This window comes from Mycobacterium sp. E2989, from assembly GCF_001667595.1.
Classification (GTDB): domain Bacteria; phylum Actinomycetota; class Actinomycetes; order Mycobacteriales; family Mycobacteriaceae; genus Mycobacterium.
This window is the reverse complement of sequence record NZ_LZJX01000119.1, coordinates 37,247-56,608: the sequence shown is the minus strand read 5'-3', so window position 1 is coordinate 56,608 and position 19,362 is coordinate 37,247. Positions and strand designations below refer to the sequence as shown.

The 19,362-nt window shown below is 68.6% G+C and carries 23 protein-coding genes; 9 read left to right on the top strand and 14 right to left on the bottom strand.

Features of this window, described 5'->3' with window-relative positions:
* Nucleotides 1-10: 10 nt before the first annotated feature.
* Genes A5680_RS21460 through dmpG form a run of 4 tightly spaced genes read left to right on the top strand, consistent with a single transcriptional unit; the run spans nt 11 to nt 3,441 of the window.
* Nucleotides 11-670 carry a TetR/AcrR family transcriptional regulator gene (locus A5680_RS21460; RefSeq protein WP_067822905.1) on the top strand — a complete coding sequence of 220 codons (660 nt, stop codon included), beginning with the start codon at nt 11-13 and terminating at the stop codon, nt 668-670.
* Entirely contained in the window at nt 667-1,455 is a 789-nt protein-coding gene (locus A5680_RS21455; RefSeq protein ID WP_067822902.1) for a 2-keto-4-pentenoate hydratase, read from the top strand. Before A5680_RS21460 ends, A5680_RS21455 begins: the two co-directional genes overlap by 4 nt.
* Before the next feature lie 16 nt (nt 1,456-1,471).
* Nucleotides 1,472-2,425 carry an acetaldehyde dehydrogenase (acetylating) gene (locus tag A5680_RS21450; protein WP_082970447.1) on the top strand — a complete coding sequence of 318 codons (954 nt, stop codon included), beginning with the start codon at nt 1,472-1,474 and terminating at the stop codon, nt 2,423-2,425.
* The gene (gene dmpG, locus A5680_RS21445; RefSeq protein WP_067822898.1) at nt 2,422-3,441 is read left to right on the top strand and encodes a 4-hydroxy-2-oxovalerate aldolase; all 1,020 of its coding nucleotides are present in this window, start codon (nt 2,422-2,424) and stop codon (nt 3,439-3,441) included. Before A5680_RS21450 ends, dmpG begins: the two co-directional genes overlap by 4 nt.
* Before the next feature lie 26 nt (nt 3,442-3,467).
* Here dmpG and A5680_RS21440 read toward each other — a convergent pair whose 3' ends face one another.
* From A5680_RS21440 to A5680_RS21420, 5 genes are all read right to left on the bottom strand, one after another.
* Nucleotides 3,468-4,982 carry a bifunctional phosphatase PAP2/diacylglycerol kinase family protein gene (locus A5680_RS21440; RefSeq protein WP_231977666.1) on the bottom strand — a complete coding sequence of 505 codons (1,515 nt, stop codon included), beginning with the start codon at nt 4,980-4,982 and terminating at the stop codon, nt 3,468-3,470.
* 218 nt (nt 4,983-5,200) lie between these two features.
* Nucleotides 5,201-6,313: a Xaa-Pro peptidase family protein gene (locus A5680_RS21435; RefSeq protein ID WP_067822893.1), complete on the bottom strand. Its 1,113-nt coding sequence runs from the start codon at nt 6,311-6,313 to the stop codon at nt 5,201-5,203.
* Complete coding sequence (locus A5680_RS21430; protein ID WP_156675199.1) at nt 6,303-7,532, bottom strand: Xaa-Pro peptidase family protein; 1,230 nt, start codon at nt 7,530-7,532, stop codon at nt 6,303-6,305. The genes A5680_RS21435 and A5680_RS21430 overlap by 11 nt, the downstream gene beginning before the upstream one ends.
* Nucleotides 7,532-8,755 carry a cytochrome P450 gene (locus A5680_RS21425; RefSeq protein WP_067822888.1) on the bottom strand — a complete coding sequence of 408 codons (1,224 nt, stop codon included), beginning with the start codon at nt 8,753-8,755 and terminating at the stop codon, nt 7,532-7,534. The genes A5680_RS21430 and A5680_RS21425 overlap by 1 nt, the downstream gene beginning before the upstream one ends.
* Nucleotides 8,752-9,471 carry a TetR/AcrR family transcriptional regulator gene (locus A5680_RS21420; RefSeq protein ID WP_067822885.1) on the bottom strand — a complete coding sequence of 240 codons (720 nt, stop codon included), beginning with the start codon at nt 9,469-9,471 and terminating at the stop codon, nt 8,752-8,754. Before A5680_RS21420 ends, A5680_RS21425 begins: the two co-directional genes overlap by 4 nt.
* Before the next feature lie 145 nt (nt 9,472-9,616).
* Here A5680_RS21420 and A5680_RS21415 point away from each other — a divergent pair, with 145 nt between their 5' ends.
* Entirely contained in the window at nt 9,617-10,093 is a 477-nt protein-coding gene (locus tag A5680_RS21415) for a nitroreductase family deazaflavin-dependent oxidoreductase (RefSeq protein WP_067822882.1), read from the top strand.
* A gap of 13 nt (nt 10,094-10,106) precedes the next feature.
* Here A5680_RS21415 and A5680_RS21410 read toward each other — a convergent pair whose 3' ends face one another.
* From A5680_RS21410 to A5680_RS21400, 3 genes are all read right to left on the bottom strand, one after another.
* A complete protein-coding gene (locus A5680_RS21410; protein WP_067822879.1) occupies nt 10,107-10,598 on the bottom strand; it encodes a DUF2231 domain-containing protein in 492 nt (163 codons plus the stop codon).
* 34 nt (nt 10,599-10,632) lie between these two features.
* Nucleotides 10,633-11,256, bottom strand: coding sequence for a hypothetical protein (locus tag A5680_RS21405; RefSeq protein WP_067822875.1), 624 nt, complete (start codon nt 11,254-11,256; stop codon nt 10,633-10,635).
* Between the two features lie 123 nt (nt 11,257-11,379).
* Nucleotides 11,380-12,189, bottom strand: a complete 810-nt coding sequence (locus tag A5680_RS21400; protein WP_055402154.1) for a SigB/SigF/SigG family RNA polymerase sigma factor — start codon at nt 12,187-12,189, stop codon at nt 11,380-11,382.
* A 576-nt stretch (nt 12,190-12,765) separates the two neighbouring features.
* Here A5680_RS21400 and A5680_RS21395 point away from each other — a divergent pair.
* The 3 genes from A5680_RS21395 (at nt 12,766) to A5680_RS21385 (ending at nt 14,998) form a co-directional block, all read left to right on the top strand.
* Nucleotides 12,766-13,662: an SDR family NAD(P)-dependent oxidoreductase gene (locus A5680_RS21395; protein WP_067822872.1), complete on the top strand. Its 897-nt coding sequence runs from the start codon at nt 12,766-12,768 to the stop codon at nt 13,660-13,662.
* 176 nt (nt 13,663-13,838) lie between these two features.
* Nucleotides 13,839-14,624 (top strand): heavy metal-binding domain-containing protein, encoded by a 786-nt coding sequence (locus tag A5680_RS21390; protein WP_055402158.1) that lies wholly within the window; start codon nt 13,839-13,841, stop codon nt 14,622-14,624.
* A complete protein-coding gene (locus tag A5680_RS21385) occupies nt 14,624-14,998 on the top strand; it encodes a DUF5073 family protein (RefSeq protein WP_067822869.1) in 375 nt (124 codons plus the stop codon). Before A5680_RS21390 ends, A5680_RS21385 begins: the two co-directional genes overlap by 1 nt.
* Before the next feature lie 16 nt (nt 14,999-15,014).
* Here A5680_RS21385 and A5680_RS21380 read toward each other — a convergent pair whose 3' ends face one another.
* The 4 genes from A5680_RS21380 to A5680_RS21365 form a co-directional block, all read right to left on the bottom strand.
* Nucleotides 15,015-15,653 (bottom strand): cutinase family protein, encoded by a 639-nt coding sequence (locus A5680_RS21380; RefSeq protein ID WP_067823105.1) that lies wholly within the window; start codon nt 15,651-15,653, stop codon nt 15,015-15,017.
* Nucleotides 15,654-15,739: 86 nt separating this feature from the next.
* Nucleotides 15,740-16,213, bottom strand: a complete 474-nt coding sequence (locus A5680_RS21375; protein WP_055402162.1) for a hypothetical protein — start codon at nt 16,211-16,213, stop codon at nt 15,740-15,742.
* A gap of 44 nt (nt 16,214-16,257) precedes the next feature.
* A complete protein-coding gene (locus A5680_RS21370; protein WP_067822865.1) occupies nt 16,258-16,923 on the bottom strand; it encodes a TetR/AcrR family transcriptional regulator in 666 nt (221 codons plus the stop codon).
* A gap of 145 nt (nt 16,924-17,068) precedes the next feature.
* Nucleotides 17,069-17,632, bottom strand: a complete 564-nt coding sequence (locus tag A5680_RS21365) for a TetR/AcrR family transcriptional regulator (RefSeq protein ID WP_055402166.1) — start codon at nt 17,630-17,632, stop codon at nt 17,069-17,071.
* A gap of 109 nt (nt 17,633-17,741) precedes the next feature.
* Between A5680_RS21365 and A5680_RS21360 the strand changes: the two genes are divergently transcribed.
* Nucleotides 17,742-18,287, top strand: coding sequence for a bifunctional 2-polyprenyl-6-hydroxyphenol methylase/3-demethylubiquinol 3-O-methyltransferase UbiG (locus A5680_RS21360; RefSeq protein ID WP_067823103.1), 546 nt, complete (start codon nt 17,742-17,744; stop codon nt 18,285-18,287).
* A 2-nt stretch (nt 18,288-18,289) separates the two neighbouring features.
* On the opposite strand, the gene A5680_RS21355 is transcribed toward A5680_RS21360, so the two are convergent.
* Both A5680_RS21355 and scnC read right to left on the bottom strand, forming a co-directional pair.
* Complete coding sequence (locus tag A5680_RS21355; RefSeq protein WP_067822862.1) at nt 18,290-18,655, bottom strand: thiocyanate hydrolase; 366 nt, start codon at nt 18,653-18,655, stop codon at nt 18,290-18,292.
* Nucleotides 18,655-19,359, bottom strand: coding sequence for a thiocyanate hydrolase subunit gamma (gene scnC / locus A5680_RS21350; RefSeq protein WP_067822859.1), 705 nt, complete (start codon nt 19,357-19,359; stop codon nt 18,655-18,657). Before scnC ends, A5680_RS21355 begins: the two co-directional genes overlap by 1 nt.
* Nucleotides 19,360-19,362 lie beyond the last annotated feature (3 nt).

Genomic DNA, 19,362 nt, shown 5'->3' with positions numbered 1-19,362 from the left:
AGGAGGGAATGTGGCACAGAAAAATTCGGCCGGCGCCAAAGCCCCCGAACCCCGTGCTCAGCGGCGGACGCGCGCCAACGGGGAACAGTCGCGCGAGCGGATCCTCGACGCGGCGACCGAAGTCGCCACCGAGCGCGGCTACGACGGCACGACGATCTCACTCGTCAGCAAGAAGAGTGGCCTCCCCCCGACCTCCATCTACTGGCACTTCACCGACAAGGACGACCTGATCGCGGCGGTGATCGAGCGCAGCTTCCAGCGCTGGCTGGCCGAGCTCGACCTGACAGAAGTGACGCCGGACCGCGAGTGGATGACGGAGTTCGGCGGCCGGGTCGCCAAGGCCCTGCTCGATGCGCCGGACTTCCTCCGCCTCGGGCTGATGCTGAGCCTGGAGCGTCGGCCCGTCGAACCGCGCGCGAGGGAGATGTTCCTCGAGGTGCGCGATCGCGCGTTCCACCGGTTCGCGGAGATGGTGCGGCAGATTGCGCCGGAGCTCGACGACGAAGGTGTGCACCTGCTGACCACCTACGCGATCGCCGGCGCCGACGGGCTGTTCATCGCCAAGGAAGTCGGTGGCGACTCCGTCGACCTGGCCAGGTTGTTGGACCTGCACGTCCGCATCGTCTTCGACATGGCGGCCAAGCTGCTCGAGCCCGGGGACTCGGCATGACCGTTCAAACCGCCCAGCTGACCGACGCCGCTCAACTCCTCTACGACGCCCAGAACAGCCGCGTACCGATCGCGCCGCTCACGGAGACACACCCTTACCTGACCGTGGCCCAAGCGTATTCGGTGCAGCGCATCAACATGGCCCGCTACCTCGCCGAGGGCCACGCGCTGCGCGGCCACAAGATCGGCATCACCTCCGCGCCCATGCAGGAGCTCCTTGGCGTGGACGAGCCCGACTTCGGCTACATCCTCGACAACATGGTGCTACCCGACGCCGCGACCGTGCCGGTCACCGCGTTCTGCGCGCCGCGCGTTGAACCCGAGGTCGCGTTCCTGATGCGCGCGCCGCTGCGCGGGCCGGGCGTGACGATCGACGACGTGCTGGCCGCCACCGAGGCCGTCGCCCCGGCGTGCGAGATCGTCGACAGCCGAATCGCCGACTGGCGGATCACGTTGGCGGACACCATCGCCGACAACGCCAGCTCCGGCGCGGTGGTGCTGGGCGAGTGGGTGCCGATCGGCCGGGCGCCGGCGCTCCCCGAGACCACCGCCACCCTCGCCGTCAACGACGCGACGGTCGCCACGGGCGCGGGCACCGCCGTGCTGGGTCATCCCGCCGCCGCCGTCGCCTGGCTGGCCAACGCGGTCGCGAAATACGGCACCACCATCGAGGCCGGCGAGTTCGTCATGTCCGGCTCGTACACCACGGCCGTGTTCGTGGCCGCCGGCGACCGCGCGTCGACGACGGTCAGCGGACTCGGTTCCGTCAGCGTGAGTTTCGAGTAATGAAGGGCAGTTTCAAGTGAGTAACGAACGATATCCGGTCGCCATCATCGGATCCGGCAACATCGGCACCGACCTGATGATCAAGGTTCTCCGCAGCGAGGGACCGCTGGAGATGGCGGCGATGATCGGCATCGACCCCGCCTCCGACGGGCTGGCCCGGGCGAATCGCCTCGGCGTCCCGACATCGTCCGAGGGCATCGAGGGCCTGCTGACGATGCCCCACTTCGACGACATCCGGCTCGTTTTCGACGCCACCAGCGCGAGCGCACACGTCAAGCATTGGAACATGCTGCGCGACAAGGACGTTCGGGTCCTCGACCTGACGCCGGCGGCCATCGGGCCCTTCTGTGTGCCGGTGGTGAACCTGGAGGACCACATCGACGCGCCGAACCTGAACATGGTGACGTGCGGGGGGCAGGCCACCGTGCCGATCGTCGCCGCCGTCAATGACGCGGCCCCGGTGTCGTACGCTGAAATCGTCTCGTCCATCTCGTCGAAGTCGGCCGGCCCGGGCACGCGCGCGAACATCGACGAGTTCACCGAGACGACCGCCACCGCGCTCAAAGTGGTTGGCGGAGCGCAGCGCAGCAAGGCGGTGATCGTCCTCAACCCGGCCGACCCCCCGATCCTCATGCGCAACACCGTCTACTGCCTGGTCGAGGGCGACTGCGACCACGAAGCCATCGGCGGGTCGATCGCCGAGATGGTGGAGCGGGTCGCCCGGTATGTGCCGGGCTACAGGCTCACCAAACCCGTCCAGTTCGAGACGTTCGACGCCGACCGTCCGTTGCACATCCCGGAGACCGGGAAGTTCATGGGCACCCGGGTCACCGTGATGCTGCAGGTGACGGGCGCCGCGCACTACCTCCCCGCCTACGCGGGCAACCTCGACATCATGACGTCGGCCGCCCTGGCCACCGCGGAACGAATCGCCGCGCACTCGATGACGACTGTGGGAGTGAGGAAATGAGCAAGCCGCTGTACATCAGCGATGTCACGCTGCGTGACGGCATGCACGCCGTGCGACACTCTTACACCCTGGAGCAGGTCACCGAGATCGCCCGGGCGCTCGACCAGGCGGGGGTGGACTCGATCGAGGTCGCCCACGGCGACGGGCTGGCCGGGTCCAGCTGCGTCTACGGATTCGGCGCCCGCACCGACCTGGAGTGGATCGAAGCCGTGGCCGGGACCGTAGAACGGGCCAAGGTGGCGACCCTCGTGCTGCCGGGCATCGGGACCGTCCGCGACCTGACCGCCGCGCACCGGGCGGGCGCCAGTGTCGTGCGCGTCGCGACCCACTGCACCGAGGCCGACATCTCCGCGCACCACATCGTCGCGGCGCGCGAACTCGGCATGGACACCGTCGGTTTCCTCATGATGAGCCACATGACCACCCCGCAGAAGCTCGCCGAGCAGGCCGTCGTGATGGAGGGATACGGGGCCGGGTGCGTCTACGTCGTCGACTCCGGTGGCGCGATGACCATGCGCGACGTCGCCGAACGGGTCGACGCGGTGCGGCAAAGCCTCGACAGCGCAACCGAAGTCGGCATCCATGCCCACCACAACATGTCGCTGGGTGTGGCGAATTCGATGGTCGCCGTGGAGCATGGCGCTCACCGCGTCGACGCATCACTGACGGGTATGGGCGCCGGCGCCGGTAACGCGCCACTGGAGGTCTTCGTCGCGGCGGCCACCCGGATGGGCTGGCAACACGGCTGTGACCTCAACGCGCTGGAGGACGCCGCCGACGATCTTGTGCGGCCCCTGCAGCAGCGTCCGGTGCGCGTGGACCGGGAGACGTTGACGTTGGGATACGCGGGCGTGTACTCAAGTTTCCTGCGTCATGCCGAGGCAACTGCCGAACGGTTCGGCGTCGATGCGCGCACGCTTCTGGTCGAAGCCGGCCGCAGGGGCTTGGTCGGCGGCCAGGAGGACATGCTTATCGATATCGCCCTCGATCTGACCGGGGAACGGGCTTCCGCGTAACCGCGGCGGCGGTCCGGCTGTGAGGCTCAGCGCCGTCGCGATGGGCAGAACACCGGCAGAGCCCGATACCGGACGGTGAAGCGTGCATGCTCGTGCTGTCCATCCACCTCGCCGTCCATCGCCACGGCGGTCGGCCCGTCAACGGATCGGAAGCTGAACTCGGGAACGTGATGCTCGTGATATAGCCGGCTGCGTTGCAGCCGCCCCAGCATGAGTGCCGTCATGACTCGAGTCTTGCTGAAAGGGCGGCCTGTCTCCAGAATGCGAACATCGATCAACCCGGTGTCTAACCGGCTGCGCTGCGCGGGCGCGAAGCCGGACGGTAGGTAGATCGAATTGCCCAGGAAGACCAGCGATGTCTGCATAGTCTTGTTGTCGTAGCTGATTCGCACCGGCTGCTCATGGCGCAGGACGCGAAGCATTGCGTAGGCGGCTGCTAACGGCTTGCCTATTGTGTGCTCCAACCGTTCGCGCGTTTGCACGAGCCTCGGATAGGTACCGATGCTTGCGGTGTTGACGATCACCTGGGAATCGTTGAAGCACAACAGATCGACGCACGAAATGGTGCCCTGCTGTATGGCACGGATCGTCTTGGCTTGGTGGTCGCACCCGATGTCCTTCGCGAAGTGGTTGAACGTGCCGGCCGGGAAGACCGCGAGCGGCCGTCCGGTGTCTACCGCGATGGCCGCTGCGCACGCCACCGTTCCGTCGCCACCACCGACGCCGAGTACCCCAGCCCGTTCGGCTGCCGCACGGAACACGTTTGTGATGTTGTCGTTCTTGGTGAGTTCGACGATCTCGGCATTCGGCAGTTCTCGTCGAACCTCGCCGATGACGCGCGCCCCGCTCCCGCTCCCCGAAGCGGGATTGACCACGAGGACCACCCCGGCGCCATCGGGTCGGGGCGGCGTCTCGATGCGTAGCGGGTCGGCCGAGGGGAGCTTGTACTCGGCTATTGGCGGGACCAAGCGCGAGCCCAGGACTGCGATCGACGCGCCGATGCCGACGCCCGCAAACACGTCACTGGGATAGTGCGCACCGGTTCCGACGCGGGAAACCCCGACGAGGCCGGCAAGCGGCGCGATCAGCAGCCCCAGCATCGGGTTTTCCATCCCGACGCCCACCGTGAAGGAGGCGGCGCTGGCGGAGTGGCCGGACGGCAGCGAATTGGACTTGGGATATTTATGCAGACGTCGCAGCAGCGGAACGGATTCGTGGGAGGGGCGCTTGCGGCGCCACATCCGCTTAGCCACCTGATTGGTGACCAGGCTCGCCACCGCAAGGCTGGCCACACCGCGGCCCGCGGCGTGGCCAGCGGATCGGTTGCCCGACATCGCCAGCGCCGCCGCAGTCGCGAACCACAGCTTGCCATGATCGGCCGCCCGGCAGAGCGCCGGCATCAATTTATCGAGCAGCGGACTCCGTGACTCCGCGATCGCGTCGAAAACCTCAGTGTCGAGGGTGCTCAGGCCCGCAGTGATCTGCCGGACCGCCCGCGAGGAGCGCAACCGCGGAATCCTCATCGCCTCAACCCCTGCCATCGGGGACACCCCACAGCGCCTGGTGGTTCGTCGCCATCGTTTCGGTGCCCAGGTTCCGCGGCATAGGGCCCAAAGTCATCGATGCGCCGGAGAATTTCCTCCCAAATACCCCTTCGCCAGGCCGCCGACCGTTGGCGCGCGCGATTCAGCGCGTGTCCCGGGGCTGATGCCGCAGTTCTAACGATGGCGCGGCCAGCGACGCAGTGACGCAAGTGGTTTCATTGACCGGACCACGACGGGCTGGCGGTCAGCACGTCGGGACCGCCCTTGGTGATGTGCACGGTGTCCCGTCTGAATACGGCCCCAACACGCTCTTGCCACACGTAGCCGGTGATCGCCAAAACCATGCCGGCCTCCAACTCGTCGCGTTCGCCCGCGGCCAGCAGGGTTTGGGACACCACCGGTGGGTCGAAGCCCAACCCCAATCCGTGCGCGATCGGCATCGGCGGTGTCGGCTCGCCGGCCGCCTGATACGCGGCGAGCAGATCGGCGGTCGGCGCGCCGGGCCGGCACGCGGCAAGCATGTTGTCGTACAACGCATCCGACCGGTCGAACAACTCGCGCACCCCGTCGCCGGCCGGCCAGGTCCGACCGACCTCGGCGACATAGCCATTTGCCAGGGCGCCGGCGGAGAACGCGACCAGGTCGCCCGGGCGCACCTCGTCGTGGCCGGCGCGCCGCCACGGGTGTTCCTTTGAGGTCACCCATGCGGCGTCCTGGGTGGCCGGCGTGCTCACCCCACCCGCGGCCATCGCCTCCATCATGGCCCCGGCCAGCGTCCGCCCCGACACCCCCGGCGCGAATTCGGCAAGGGCGGCGGCCAACCCGTGCTCGGCGACGCGAAGGGCGGCGCCCATCGCCGCGATTTCGTCGGGCGTCTTGACCCGCCGCGCCGCGCGCATCGCGGGTTCCGCGTCGACGAGCTCCGCATGGGGGAACGCGTCGGGCAGCAGGGCGGCGAAAGTCGGTGTGATCGCATCGGTTCCGACCCGCCGCGCCGTGTCGGCGCCCTCGATCTTCTTCAGCACGTCGATGAGCGTCATCGGGTTCCAGGCCAGACCGTAGAGGTGATCGCGGCCGATCTCCTCCGGAACCCCCTCGTCGTCGGTGCTGTTGAGGTAGATGTCCCCGGACACGCGCACCAGCACGCACATCGGACCGAAGGGCCGGGTGCCGGCTATCCACAGCTGTGGCGCGCCGGTGACGTAGCGAATGTTGGCTTGCCGCCCGAGCACGAGGATGTCGAGCCCGTGTGCGTCCATTTGGGCCAGCGCCCGTTCCCGGCGGCCCACGCGCAGCGCGGTGGGGTCGGGGAGAACCTCAGTCGCCATAGGGGGAATAGGGGTAGTCGGTGATCGGCAGGTAGCCGTCTTCGGTGATGACGACGATCTCCTCGCTGCGGTAGCCGCCCGTGCCGTCCTCCCACACCACGGGTTCCAGAACCAGAACCATGCCGGGCGCGAAGACGAAGTTGTCGTCGAACTCTTCGCCGAGATCGGTTCCGATCATCGGCGCTTCGGCGGGGTAGGTGCCGATGCCGTGGCCCAGATAGAAATGCGGTAGCCATGGTTTGCGGCCGCCGTTGGCGGCGATCGCCGCGCGCGCCAGATCCCCTGAGGTGACACCGGCTTTGGTCACCGCGAGCACCGCATTTAGGATGGCTCGCCATTGCCGAAACTGGTCCTGCTGGCGTGGCGTGGGCGGTTGGCCGACCACCCAGGTCCGGCCGAAATCGGAGCAATATCCGGCATAGGTGATGCTGATGTCGGTCCACAGCACATCGCCGTCCGCCAATTCCCGCTCGGTGGGAAGCAGCGGCAGCGCCAAATCCCCGTGTGTCGTCCATATTCCGGCTGCCCGGGAACTCGGCATCACCTGCCAGATGGCCTCCAGCATGTTGGTGGTGGCCCCCAGCTCGAACGCGCGGCGCACCAACCTGGCCGAGAGATCGATCTGCCGCACGCCGGGTTCCAGGGCCCGCTGCACATCCACGATCGCCTGTTCGGTGATGCGGGTGGCCCGGCGAAGGCAGGACAACTCATCTCGAGTCTTAACCAATTGCGCCGCACCGACCACGATCGCCGCATCCGTCGGTTCGCCCCCGGGGAACAGCGTACGGCCGGCCCGTCGCATCGCTCCGGTCAGTTCGTCGACGGCGACGTTCGCGCCCGACGGGACCAGCCCAGCCAGCACACGCGCGAATTGCTCGACCCCATGGTCGAATTCGAGGTAGACGGGCCCGTGCAGATGGTCGTCGGGCACCGGCGATTCCGCCGAAGCCCCGCCGCGGTACGGCATGAACAGGTGGGGATGTTCGTCGTCGGCGAGGACGACCGCAACGGGGCGCTCGACGTGCGAGAGGCCCGCGTCCACGAGCGGCCAGCTGGCGCCGGTCGCGTATCCGACGTAGCCGTTCATCAACAAGATCAGCGCATCGACACCATGATCGGCCATCGCGGACCGTAGCCGCGCGCCGGTCTCCGCACGCATGCGCGCCCAATCCGGTTCGTCCGGTATCTCGACGGCGGAGGCGTTCCCGGGGAAGGCCATCACCATGTCACTGGAAGCTCGTAGAGGCCGTAGGCCAGCGCGTCGTGTTTGAACGGCAGCTCCTCGACCGGCGCCGCGAGCCGCAGCGTCGGACCCCGGCGCAGCAAGGTGGGCAGGACGATCTGCAGTTCCATGCGCGCCAGCTGTTGCCCGACGCACTGGTGGCGACCGTAGCCGAAGCCGACGTGCGGGCCGTCCTCCCGACGCAGGTCGAGCCGGTCGGGGTCGGGGAACTGCCGGGCGTCCCAGTTCGCCGGGGCGACGTCGAGGATGATGCCCTCGCCGGCGCGGATCGTCTCGCCGCCCACCTCGATGTCCTCGACGGCGATGCGGCGCTGGCCCGTCTGAATGATGCTCAGGTAGCGCATCAATTCCTCGACCGCGACGGCGATCACCTTCGGATCATCGCTGTCGCGCATCAGCGCCAGCTGATCGGGGTGGTCGAGCAGGGCCGCGACGCTGAGGCTGATCATGTTGGCGGTGGTCTCGTGGCCCGCGATGAGCACGCCGGTGGCCAGCTGCGCGGCCTCGCGCACGCTGAGCTCTTCGGCGTTGACCCGCTCGGCCAAATCGGAAACCAGATCCTCCGACGGGCTCTGCATCTTGGTCCGCACCAAGTTCGCCAGGTACTTCGCCAACGATGCGGCGCCCTGTGCCGTGTCCTCCTCGGTGGCGTAGCGGCCCATGCCCCGCTGGGCTTGGGTCTGGAAGAAATCCGCGTCCTCGTAGGGCACGCCCAGCAATTGGCTGATAACCAGCGAGGGGACCGGCAGCGCCAGCGTGGTGACGATGTCGCCGGGGTTGGGACCGGCCAGCAGCGCGTCGATGTGGTCGTCGGTGATCTGCTGCACCGCCGGTCGCAGCGCCTCAACCCGCTTGAACGTGAACGGTTTTGACAGCATCCGGCGAAACCGGGTGTGCTCTTCGGCGTCGGAGGTGAACACCGAACGGGGGCGTTTGTGCACCGTCGCCAGCATCCCCGCGTTCCAATGCGGGTAACCGGGCAGCCGGTCGTCGACGCTGGTGCGCGAGTCGGTGAACAACGCGCGAATCGCCTCGTAGCCGTGGATCAGCCACGGCGTGCTGCCGTCCCAGATCCGCACCCGGCTCAGCTGCTTGTCGGCGTTGAGCTGCAACACCTTTGGCGGGGGCGCGAACGGGCATCCCGGCGCCCGTGGCATGGGGAAAGCCGGGATATCGGTGGCGGTCGAGACGTCGGTCATCGTTCTCCTCGGTGCGGGGCCGGTGTGGTATCGCCGGGCCGGCCGGCCGCCGCGCGCACGTGGACCGGGGCGCGCCACAGGCCGACGATCGCGTCGATCAGGCCTTCGCCGGCGACCGGCCAGGCCGAACGCGAACGAGGTCCGTGCTCGGCCAGCGCGCTTTCGTGCTCGGCGCAGGTGTGCATGAGCAGGTTGCGCACCATGACCATTCGCTCGGAACGAACCCGCCGTGGCAGGTCGGGCAGGCACCGGTTGATGCCGTCGATGGTCCGCACCAGCAGGGGCGACGCGAGCGCGTCCTTGGTGACGACGTGACGGTACGTGGGGTCGGCCATGGCCTGGGCGGCGAACCGGGCGTACCAGCTGGGCGTGCCCAGCGCGTGCAGGTGATCGGTGAGCGGCCGCACCAACACACCCACCCAGTCGCGCAGGTCGGTCGAGTCCTCGATGGCGGTCAGCATCTGCGCCCGCAGTTCCTCGATCGGCTCCCGATGCTTGCTCTCGATCGCCCGGAGCAGGTCGGTCCGCGTCCCGAAGTGGTAGCAGGCCGCGGCGTTGTTCCCTTGTCCGGCCGCCTCGCTGATCTGCCGGTTCGACACCGCGTACATGCCGCGCTCGGCGAACAGCTCCTCCGCGGCCGACAGGATCGCCTCGCGGGTGCCCGTCGACCTGTCGGCACGGACGATCCGCTCGGCTGTCATCGCCTCAGTGAACACCGCGCACGGAATTAAATCAAGCAATTTATTTGTCACGGCGCGCCGCCCGCTTGTCAACCAGCGGTCCCGCCGGAATCCCTGGGCTTCAAGGTGATTTCATCGCTCAGCCGCCCGGGCCGCCCCGCCCCGGAATACAGTCTGGTGTATGAATCCGCTCCAGCGGGTGGCTCGCAATCCGGTGGCCTACCGCCGGCTGGTCCTCAACGGTCAGCCGGTGGCGGAACGCGCGGAGGCGCTGCTGCGGTTCGCGACGGGCGAGCGGTTCGGCGTGCTGGACCTCGCCGGACTTCCGAACGTCCGGATCACGACGCCGGGCCGCAAGACCGGTCTCGCCCGCACGGCGACGGTGCAATACGTGCCCGTCGAGGGCGGGCTGTTGCTGGTGGGTTCGAACTGGGGACGGGCTCGCCACCCGTCCTGGTCGGCGAATCTGAAGGCCGCCCAACGCGTTACCGTCCGGCGGCGCGGCCGGCGGTTCGTGGCGACCGTGCGGTTGCTCACCGGCGAGGAGCGCGACCAAGCGTGGTCCACGGTCCTGGCGCACTGGCCGAACTATCAGCTGGCCCAGAATCGCGCGGCCGGGCGGCAATTCCGGCTGTTTCTCCTGACGCCCACGCCGTAGGCGTCGCGACGAACTAACCCGGGTGGGCCTTCTTGAGGTGCGCGATCTCGTCGCCCCACACCGACTGAGCCCCGGCGTCGCCCACGCGGTAGATCTGCACCGTCGACGCGACGGCAATGGCGAGCACCACGATCGCGATGGTCGCCCGGACGGCCACCCGGCTCTTGTCCGAGCGGCGTTCGATCACGCGCATCACCACGAGCACCAGCGCGGCCGCCAGCAGTGCGGCGGCGAAGTAGTTCATCGTGCCGCCCAGGGTGGCGTGCTTTTGCAGGATGGCGCTGGGTTTGGCCCTCAGGTCGTAAAGCCATTCCCCGGCATTCACCGTGATCGGCGTCAACACCATGGTGGCGGCAGCCGAGGTCACCGCGAGCCACAACAGCGGGCCGCGGCGCGCCGTCGGCCACAGCACGCACACGATCTCCAACAGGGCGGTCAGCGGCACCAGCACCACCACGAAGTGCAGCAGCAGGGCGTGGGCCGGCATGCCGTTGATGACGTTCATCGGGCTCCTCGGGTTGTGGGCGGTCAGCTCGCGCTCAGCCGCCGAGCCCCTTCTTGACGGCCGCGTCCTGTTTCTGGGCCACGTCGTTGACGAAATCGGTCGGTGCCAGCGTGTCGGGCGGCCCGTCAAACTGCAGCGTGACGAAGGCCCTGCCCTCGGTGAAGAGCACTATCGTCACGCCCTTGCTGCGGTCCGGCGAGTTGCCCAACAAGGTGGTCCCGCCGGCGCCGACGTTGGCCGCCTGGGTGGTCGGGTTCTTGATCACGTCACCCTGAGCGCCCTTGGCCGCGTTCAGCGCGTTCGTGGCGGCGCCGGGGTCGGCAAACACCTGGATCGTGTCCTTGATGACGTGGCTGCCGTCGTCGTCTTTGAAGGTCGTCGCGACGCCCGGCTGGCCGTTCGGGTTACTGGTCGGTGGGGCGGCCGTGAACGGTATCGGGGCGTTGATGTCGCTCGCCTGGATCAGCAGCCCGGTGTACTCGTTGGGCTGCGCGGCCGCCGACGAACTCGGTGCGGCGCTGGTCGCGCTGGTCGCCGAGCTGGACGATGCCGGTTTCGACGTGGAGGGCGTCGAACTCTTGCCGCCGCACCCCGCTACCGCCACCGCCAGCGCCGCCGTGACCGCGACGCCCGCTGTCACCGTCCGTGAAGTCCTCATCGAAGTCGAGCTCCCTTCCAGGGCGGCCTGCGGCGCCACAGTCGAGTCGTTTCCGAATCGCACAGTACATTGCGGACGTCGCGCCGCAGTGGCGCTCGAGGGCTCCTGAGGGCCGGCAACGACCTATTCGAGCTGGTCGCGCAGGCAGCGCAGGGTGCTGGCCAGGATGCGGGACACCTGCATCTGCGACACCCCGATCCGCTCGGCGATCTGGCTCTGCGTCATCGATTCGAAGAACCGCATCCGCAAAACCTCGCGTTCGCGCGCGGGAAGGCCGGCGACCAGGACGCGCAGCGCCTCCCGATTGGTGATGTGCTCGATCTGCGGATCGATACCGCCGACCGCGTCGGCGACCGACCGGGGCGTACCCGAACCGTCGGTGCCCACCGGCGCGTCCAGGGAATCCAGCCGGTAGGCGTCGCCCGCCACCAGGCATTCGACGATCTCCTCGCGGGGAACCTCGAGCACCTGTGACAACTCGCCGGCCGTGGGCGCACGCCCCAGCTTCTGGGCCAGGTCACCCGTCGTCCTGCTGATCTGCACGTGGAGTTCCCGCAACCGCCGCGGCACCCGCATGCCCCAGCTGTAGTCCCGGAAGTATCGCCGAACCTCGCCCATCATGGTGGGGACCGCGAAACCGATGAAGCTGGGCCCCTTGGCCGGGTCGAATCGGTTGACGGCATTCATCAGCCCCACGCGCGCCACCTGCACGAGGTCGTCGAGGCCTTCGCCCCGGCGCGCGAAGTGGCTGGCCACATGGTCGGCCAGCGGCAGGCATCGGGCCACGATGCGTTCGCGCTGGCGGCCGTACTCGTGCGACTCGGCCGGCATCTGGCGCAGTGCCACGAACATTTCGACCACGTCGTCGTAGGAATCGTCGGACTTGCTGTCGCGGCACTCGGCGGGACGGCTGGGGGCTAGTACGTCGGTCATAGGCGCACGCGCCCGGTGGTGGCGCGGCTGATCCTGAAAACTTTGGTGCACAATCGGTTTGGCATTGCTGACTCACTCCTCTGAGTCGTGTGCAACGAGGCCTGGCAGCTATGCGCAGAGTCGCCTCACTGCACCTGTATCCGCAGGACGGGTCGATTCCCAACACGCAGGGCTACCAATGAGATGACTCGAGGTGGTTTTCGCCGGAGCCATGTGCTCAGCAGCAGTGCGGCTGACAGGCCGCTTTGAGCTAAACGGCGACACGTCCATAACGGACTTCACTGGTGACTATACGCCCCATCGCGGACGCCCGCGATCGCTTGCCCCAACTCGATTCAGATAGTTTTTGAACAGTTTCCGTTGTGAACCGACCGGACGGCGGCGAACCGCGGGCAGATATCCAGGCCGCGGTCGCAAGAACGCCGGACCCTCGCCGCGGCCGTAGCTGCGCCGGCCGCGGTTCTCATTTCCGTGGGGGCTGGGTACTGTTCGCCTAGTGTTCGTGACCACCCTCCCGCGACCGGGTCTCTGCGTGCGCCGAGACCGGTTTGCGCCCAACGCATTACGGCTCCCCTGATGGCAGGCGCGGGTGCCCGCCTGCTGGACAGGCGCGCAGTGGTGGTGGCCGGCGGTAGCCGCGGGATCGGGCGTGCGGTCGCCGAACTGCTCGGCGCGCTCGGCGCCGGCGTGGTGGTCAACGGGCGGGACGCGGACGCGGTCGAGGAGACCGTCGTCGCAATCAGAGGGGCCGGCGGGCGGGCCAGCGCGGTGGTCGGTCCCGCGGACGAGGAGCGCATCGCGGGTGCGCTGGTCGACGACTGCCTGCGCAGCCACGGGCGGCTGGACGCCCTGATCAACTGCGCCGGCATCGCCGAGCCGGCCGGGTCCTCGATACTGAACATCTCGCCGGAGGACTTCGACCGCCTGATCAGCGCCCACCTCGGGACGGCGTTCCACACGTGCCGCGCGGCGGCACGCGTCATGGCCGCCCAAGGCCACGGGGCCATCGTCAACACCAGTTCGGTCGCGTTTCTGGGTGATTACGGCGGGACCGGCTATCCCGCGGGCAAGGGCGCGGTGAACGCCCTGACCATGGCGATCGCCGCCGAACTCAAGGCGCACGGCGTGCGGGCCAACGTCGTGTGTCCCGGGGCCAGGACGCGCCTGTCCAGCGGCGCCGAGTACGAGGATCACATCGCGGACCTGCACCGCCGGGGGCTGCTGGACGAAATGACCATGCGCGCCTCGCTGGACAGCGCGCCGCCCGCCTTCGTGGCCCCGGTCTACGCCTATTTGGTGAGCGACTTGGCCCGGGCGGTGACGGGCCAAATCCTGGTTGCCGCAGGCGGATTCGTCGGCCGCTTCGACCGGCCGGCACCGCGGCTGCTGGGTTACCGCGACCACCACGAGGCCGAACCCTGGTCGATTGACGACCTGCACAAGATGATCGGCGCCGCGCAACCCGCGCGCTGAGCCGGCCACCACCGATTGGCAGCAAACCGATCCCGGCGCGTCGCGGGTGCGGCGCGCCGGGCCGGGCGCGGCGTCGTCAGCGCACCGTGATTTCGCCCTCGATCCACCCCGAAGTCGCACGTTGTGGGTGCGGGCGGCCTACGCTGTCCTGCGAACCGCAGGAGGGTGTTTTGACAATGCAACCGAACCCGCTCGACCCCGTGGCCAGCGAACGGCTGTCGCATGCAGGCAAAGTGTTCACTTCCGATCTGTCGATCAACGAATTCGCCTTGCTGCACGGGGCCGGGTTCGAGCCGATCGAACTCGTGATGGGCGTCTCCGTCTACCACGTCGGTTACCAGTTCACCGGGATCCGGCAACAATCCGAACTTCCCGTGCTAACCGACGCGACCTATCGCGCGCGCTGGAATGCGATGTCGCGGATGCAGGCGGAGGCCGATTCGCTGGGCGCCGACGGCGTGGTCGGCGTCCGTCTCGAATGGCGCCATCAGGGCGAGGGCGAGCATCTGGAGTTCATCGCCGTTGGAACCGCGGTGCGATACGTCGCGAAGCCCGGCGCCTACCGGCGCCCCAACGGGCAAGCATTCACCAGCCACCTGTCCGGGCAGGATCTGACGACCCTCCTGCGGTCCGGATTCGCCCCGGTGGCGTTCGTGATGGGAAACTGCGTGTTTCACATTGCCGTGCAAGGGTTTTTGCGCACCCTGAGCCAGGTTGGACGCAACGCCGAGATGCCGCAGTGGACGCAGGGCAGCTACCAGGCCCGGGAGTTGGCCATGTCCCGGATGCAAAGTGAGGCCGAGCGCGACGGCGGAACCGGCGTCGTCGGCGTGCACTTCGCGATCTCGAACTACGCGTGGGGACACCACACGGTCGAGTTCTACGTGGCCGGCACCGCGGTGCGGCGCGGCGGTGAGGCGCAAACGCTGACCCCGTCGTTCGTCCTGCCCATGAGCGATTGATGACGACCCTCGATCACCAGCGCGTCGGCCAGGCGGTCGGGACGGCCCTGGCGGGGCCCGGGGGAGTCGGGCTGGTGCTGCGGGTGTTCTGCGGGGTTCCGGGGGTGATCCTGGTCCCCGCGCGGCGGGGCTTCTTCCGGTCTCAGCCCGAGCGGGTGCAGATCGGCGACTGGCGTTATGAGGTGACCGCCGACGGCCGCCTGAGCGCCGCGCACGTGGTCAACGGGATCGTCCTGGCCGAGGAGGTGCTCGCCGCCGGCGCCGTCGGGCCGCACATCGCCCGCGCGCTCGGGCAGCTGGTGAACAGCTACGGCCCGACGATCATGCCCAACGTCGATGCGGCCCTCGAGGTCCTCGAGGCCGGGCCGCGGTGACGCCGGGCGCCCCCGCCTAGAGGCGACCGGCCGCGAAGTCGGCCGCCTGGTCGACCAGGCCCGCCTCGACGTACTGGCGGTGGGCGACCGGGTTCCCGGCGTCCGAGCACACCGGGTCGCCGGGCACGCACAACTCGATGGTCTTGCCCGCGTACTGCGGGCCGATCGTCACGGGCGGCTCGTTGAGGATGCTCATGAACTGGCTCGATGGCTTTCCGAAGAGCGCGATCGCGGCCACGTGGCTGGAGACCTCGGCCGGCATCGGCTGCAGCGACCGGACCAGGTGCACCCCGTCCGGCATCGCGCTTTCGGTGACGAAACCCATCACGGCCGCGCCCTGCGAGTATCCGCCCAGCACCATCCGGGTTCTGGGGCAGGACACCGCCATGTGTTCGACGTGCGCCCCGGCGTCGCTGATGCCGTCCGCGGCCCGGGGGAAGTCCGTGGTCGCCGGGTAGTCGACCGGATAGACGCCGACCGACCTGCCGCCCACGTGGGAGCGCAGGGTGTCGACGAAGCTCTGGCCGATCCGGCCGACGCCGGGCGGCTCGTTGGTGCCCCGGGCGAACACCACCTCGACATCGGGGCACGGTTCGGCGGCCGCGACCGGAGCGACGGTGAGCGCCGAAAAGGGTAGAAGGACAGCACAAATCAGCTTGCCGAGGGTGTTCGCCTGCACAGCGTGATTTTGTCACAGGGTGACAAAGTGCGCGCGTTATGCGGTTGCGGCCGACGCCGGGGCTACCCCGGCGTGTCCCCGCCCGGGGCGTGTCGTCGGTGCAGGTACGACGTGGCGACGCGCAGCGCGCCGCGAAACGCATACACGGCGCTCACGATGGTGAGGAGGATCAGCAAGACGAACATCGGCAGCCAATTGCCCCTGCTGTGGTCGACGTCCCACCAGACGATGGTGAACAGCACCGCGCAGATGACGAGCACCATGTCGCGCCAGTTCCCCCGGTACGACAGCGCCGCCCTGCGCAGCGCCTGATTCCGGTCCGCGATCGCGACCAGGTCGTCGATGCGCGCGTCGATGCTGCGTTGCAAATCGGCGCGCCGCTTGGCGGCTTCGGGCGGCAGCCGTTCCAGCAAGTCCATGTCCTGCGCGATCAGGCCGCGATAGTCCGGCCCCCTGAACTGCCCTGCGGCGATGGCCAGCATGGCGCCGCCGAAAACGGGTGCACTATTGAGTGCGATCTGTCCCAGGCCCGCCATGCCCGCTCCTTCCGGTGGTCGTCAACGCCGCTCGCAGACGCAGGTCAGGATGCCTTGGAAGGGCGCCGTCGCGTGCGCTGCGGCGCGGGGCCCTGCAGTGCGTCCATCGCGCGCATGATCTGCGGATAGGCGATCGCCGGCCCAAGCCAACGGGTGAGGTATCGGCGCAGATCGGCACCGCTGCGCGCGGGCCGCCCGGGGTCGGTGAGGAACGAGTGCAGCAACCGGAGGCTGAACTCGTTCAGTTCGTCGAGGCCGGCGTCGTCGAAACCGTAGCTCTCCCAATCGATGTCGTAGCGGTGCAGCATCGACCGGCCGAATGCCAGGGCGGTGTCCGACACGATCGAGACCTTGTGGCCCCTGCGTTGATTGAGCACGAACTCGACCTGGTTGTCGCAGGCCAGTTCCTCGATGGCGAACGCGAGGCCCTCGGTCATGGCCACCACCGGGTCGGTCACGCCCCCGAGGTGGGCCGCCATCCGATCCAGGAAGCCGTCGGCCGAACGCATCGCCGACGCCACCAACAGCGCCTGCGTGCCGGGGAAGTATCGATAGACCGTCTGACGGGTGACCCCGAGCGCCCGCGCCACGTCGGCGATCCGGAGTGCGGAGCCGCGTTCGTCGACGATCGTGTCGGCCGCATCCAGGATGCGCTCGATGGCCTCCTCGTCGGAGGCGGGCGTGTTTCCTGCCCAACCGTGACTGCGCATCTAACGAGCGGCAAACCCGTAGTCGGTGAACCCCACAGCTGGATAATAGCCTCTTCAGGGGGCTGATCAGTCCGGATGTGCACCACGCGTCGGGCGCGGCGGAAAGCCCGATCCGCGGGCCGCTAATCCGTTGCCGCGCCGCCGGTTAGGCCACCGATGCGCCCAGGATGAGGTTGACGGCCTCGTCGAGCTGCCCCGCGATCTCGTCGAAGCTGACGAAGCGGGCCGTCATCAGGGCGCCGGAGAAGGTCATCTGCAGCGTGGATTTCACGGCGCGGGGCCAGCCCGGCCCGAGGGCGGCGCCGATCCGCGTGGACACCTCGTGGCCGATCTGCTCCCTAATTGGCTTGACCGCCGGGTCGTCCGCCATCAGGGCCGCGCCACAGGCGGCGGTCAGCTCGGGCTCGTCGGCGACCACGACGGCCATGTCCCGCAGCGTCGCGCTGACCCGAGTCTTCGTCGTGTCGTTGACGTCGGTGTGCACCGGCAGCTCGCGCAGGAATCGCAGGTATACCGCCGCCACCAACGCGCTCTTGGACGGGAAGTAGGTGTAGGCGCTGGCCGGCGATACTCCGGCGCGGCTCGCCACCGAGCGCATCGTCAGCCGTGCGTAGGACGACTCGCGCAGCTCCGCCAGCCCGGCGTCGAGGACCTTGCGGATCGTCTGCCCCGGCCGGCGGTCCGATCGCCGCGCCGCATCTCTAGACACTCGTCCAGTGTAGGAAGGCGTTCTCCGCTATGGCCCGGTGTCCGCTGGCGTGATTTGCGGACAGCCGTCCAGAATCAGGCGCGAAGCGGTTGGCTCTAGAGTGGCGACCATGGCCGAGGCGGACCGGCGTCGCTGGGACGAGCGGTACGCGACCCAGACACCGCCGTCGGTGGAGGCGGTGGGGCCGCCCGAATTCCTGGCCCCCCACGCGGACGTACTGCCCACTGCGGGAACGGCTCTCGATCTCGCGTGCGGGTCCGGGCTCGGCGCGGTGTGGCTCGCGAGGCGTGGGCTGCGGGTGCTCGGCTTGGACGTGTCACCGGTGGCGGTCGGCCAGGCGCGCGACCTGGCCCGGCGGGCCGGGGTGAGCGATCGGTGCGGCTTCGAGGCCGCCGACCTGGACGACGGGCTCCCGGCCGGGCCGCCGGTGGACGTCATTCTGTGCCACCGATTCCGCGACCGGCGCCTCGACCGGGCGATCATCGACCGGCTGGCGCCCGGCGGGCTGCTGGCGATGGCGGTGCTCAGTGAGGTCGGGGCCGCCCCCGGGCCGTTTCGCGCGGCCGCCGGGGAGCTCATGGCGGCCTTTACCGAACTGGACGTGGTCGCCGCCGGGGAGGGCGAGGGTCAGGCCTGGTTGCTGGCGCGGGCGTGACGTCAGGATTCCAGCCTGGCGCGCACCGCCTCCAGCCGCCTTGCCAACTCGTCCTCGTCGATGACGCCGCGCGCCACGAGCGAGTGCGCCAGCGCCATCAAGCGGTTCTCCGGATAGGGGAGGCCGGCGTACACGGTCGCCGACAGGGCGTCCTCTTCGTTGCGCCGGTCAATGAAGCTCAAAACGTCCGGGCCGCAAGGGCTTCGGTCGAGGGCGTCGCACATGCCGTCGAGGCTGGTTTTCCACGGCGGTACGGGATTGTCCACCCCGTATTCGGCCGCCATCCGACTCCAAACCTGGTTGCGCTCGACGATCTTCCTCAGCGGTGCGATCGCCGGCTCAGCGGGCGTGCTCACGTTCGGCTCCATCAATGTTGGACGGGATGCGTGGCGGGGCGGGTTTGGATGATCGCGTTCGTCGTCACCCCGGGCTTGGGCAGCGCGACACCGATCAGGCAGTCGCGGGTGACGATCTCGGCCAGCTGGTCCTCCGTCCAGCCGTCGGTTCCCTCGGGCCGCACGGGCATCACCATGAAGCGGTGCTTCTGGTTGGAGTCCTCGACCCGGATCTCGACGTCTTCCGGCAGATACAGGCCGAACTCCGCGAGCACCTGGCGCGGCCAGCGCACGATGCGGCGGCGAAAGTTTGGCGTCCGGTACCACTCGGGTGAGTTGCCGAGGATCGGCCGCGGATAGCACGAGCACAGCGTGCACACGATGACGTGATGCAGGGTGGGCGTGTCCTCGAGGACGTGAAAAGCCGTGAAGTCGCTGGGTGTTCCGAAACCCGTGGGTTCGAACCAGTCGACCCCGACCTCCTTGCTGGCCGCCAGCGGGTCGGACAGCGTCAGCCTCTTGTAGTCCGGGTCGAGCCACGCCCGGGCCACCATGTGGGCGGCCGGCGTCGGACCGATCTGTTCGGCGTACTCGGTGAAGCGGCGATGCTCCTCCGCCGTGAAAATGCCCTTCTCGATGCACAATTCGCGCAACGCGATCTCGAGGACTTCGAAGTCGGTGACCTCGTCGACCATCGGCGCGGCGGTGCGGTCGTGATCGTGGTCGTGATCGGCCATGCT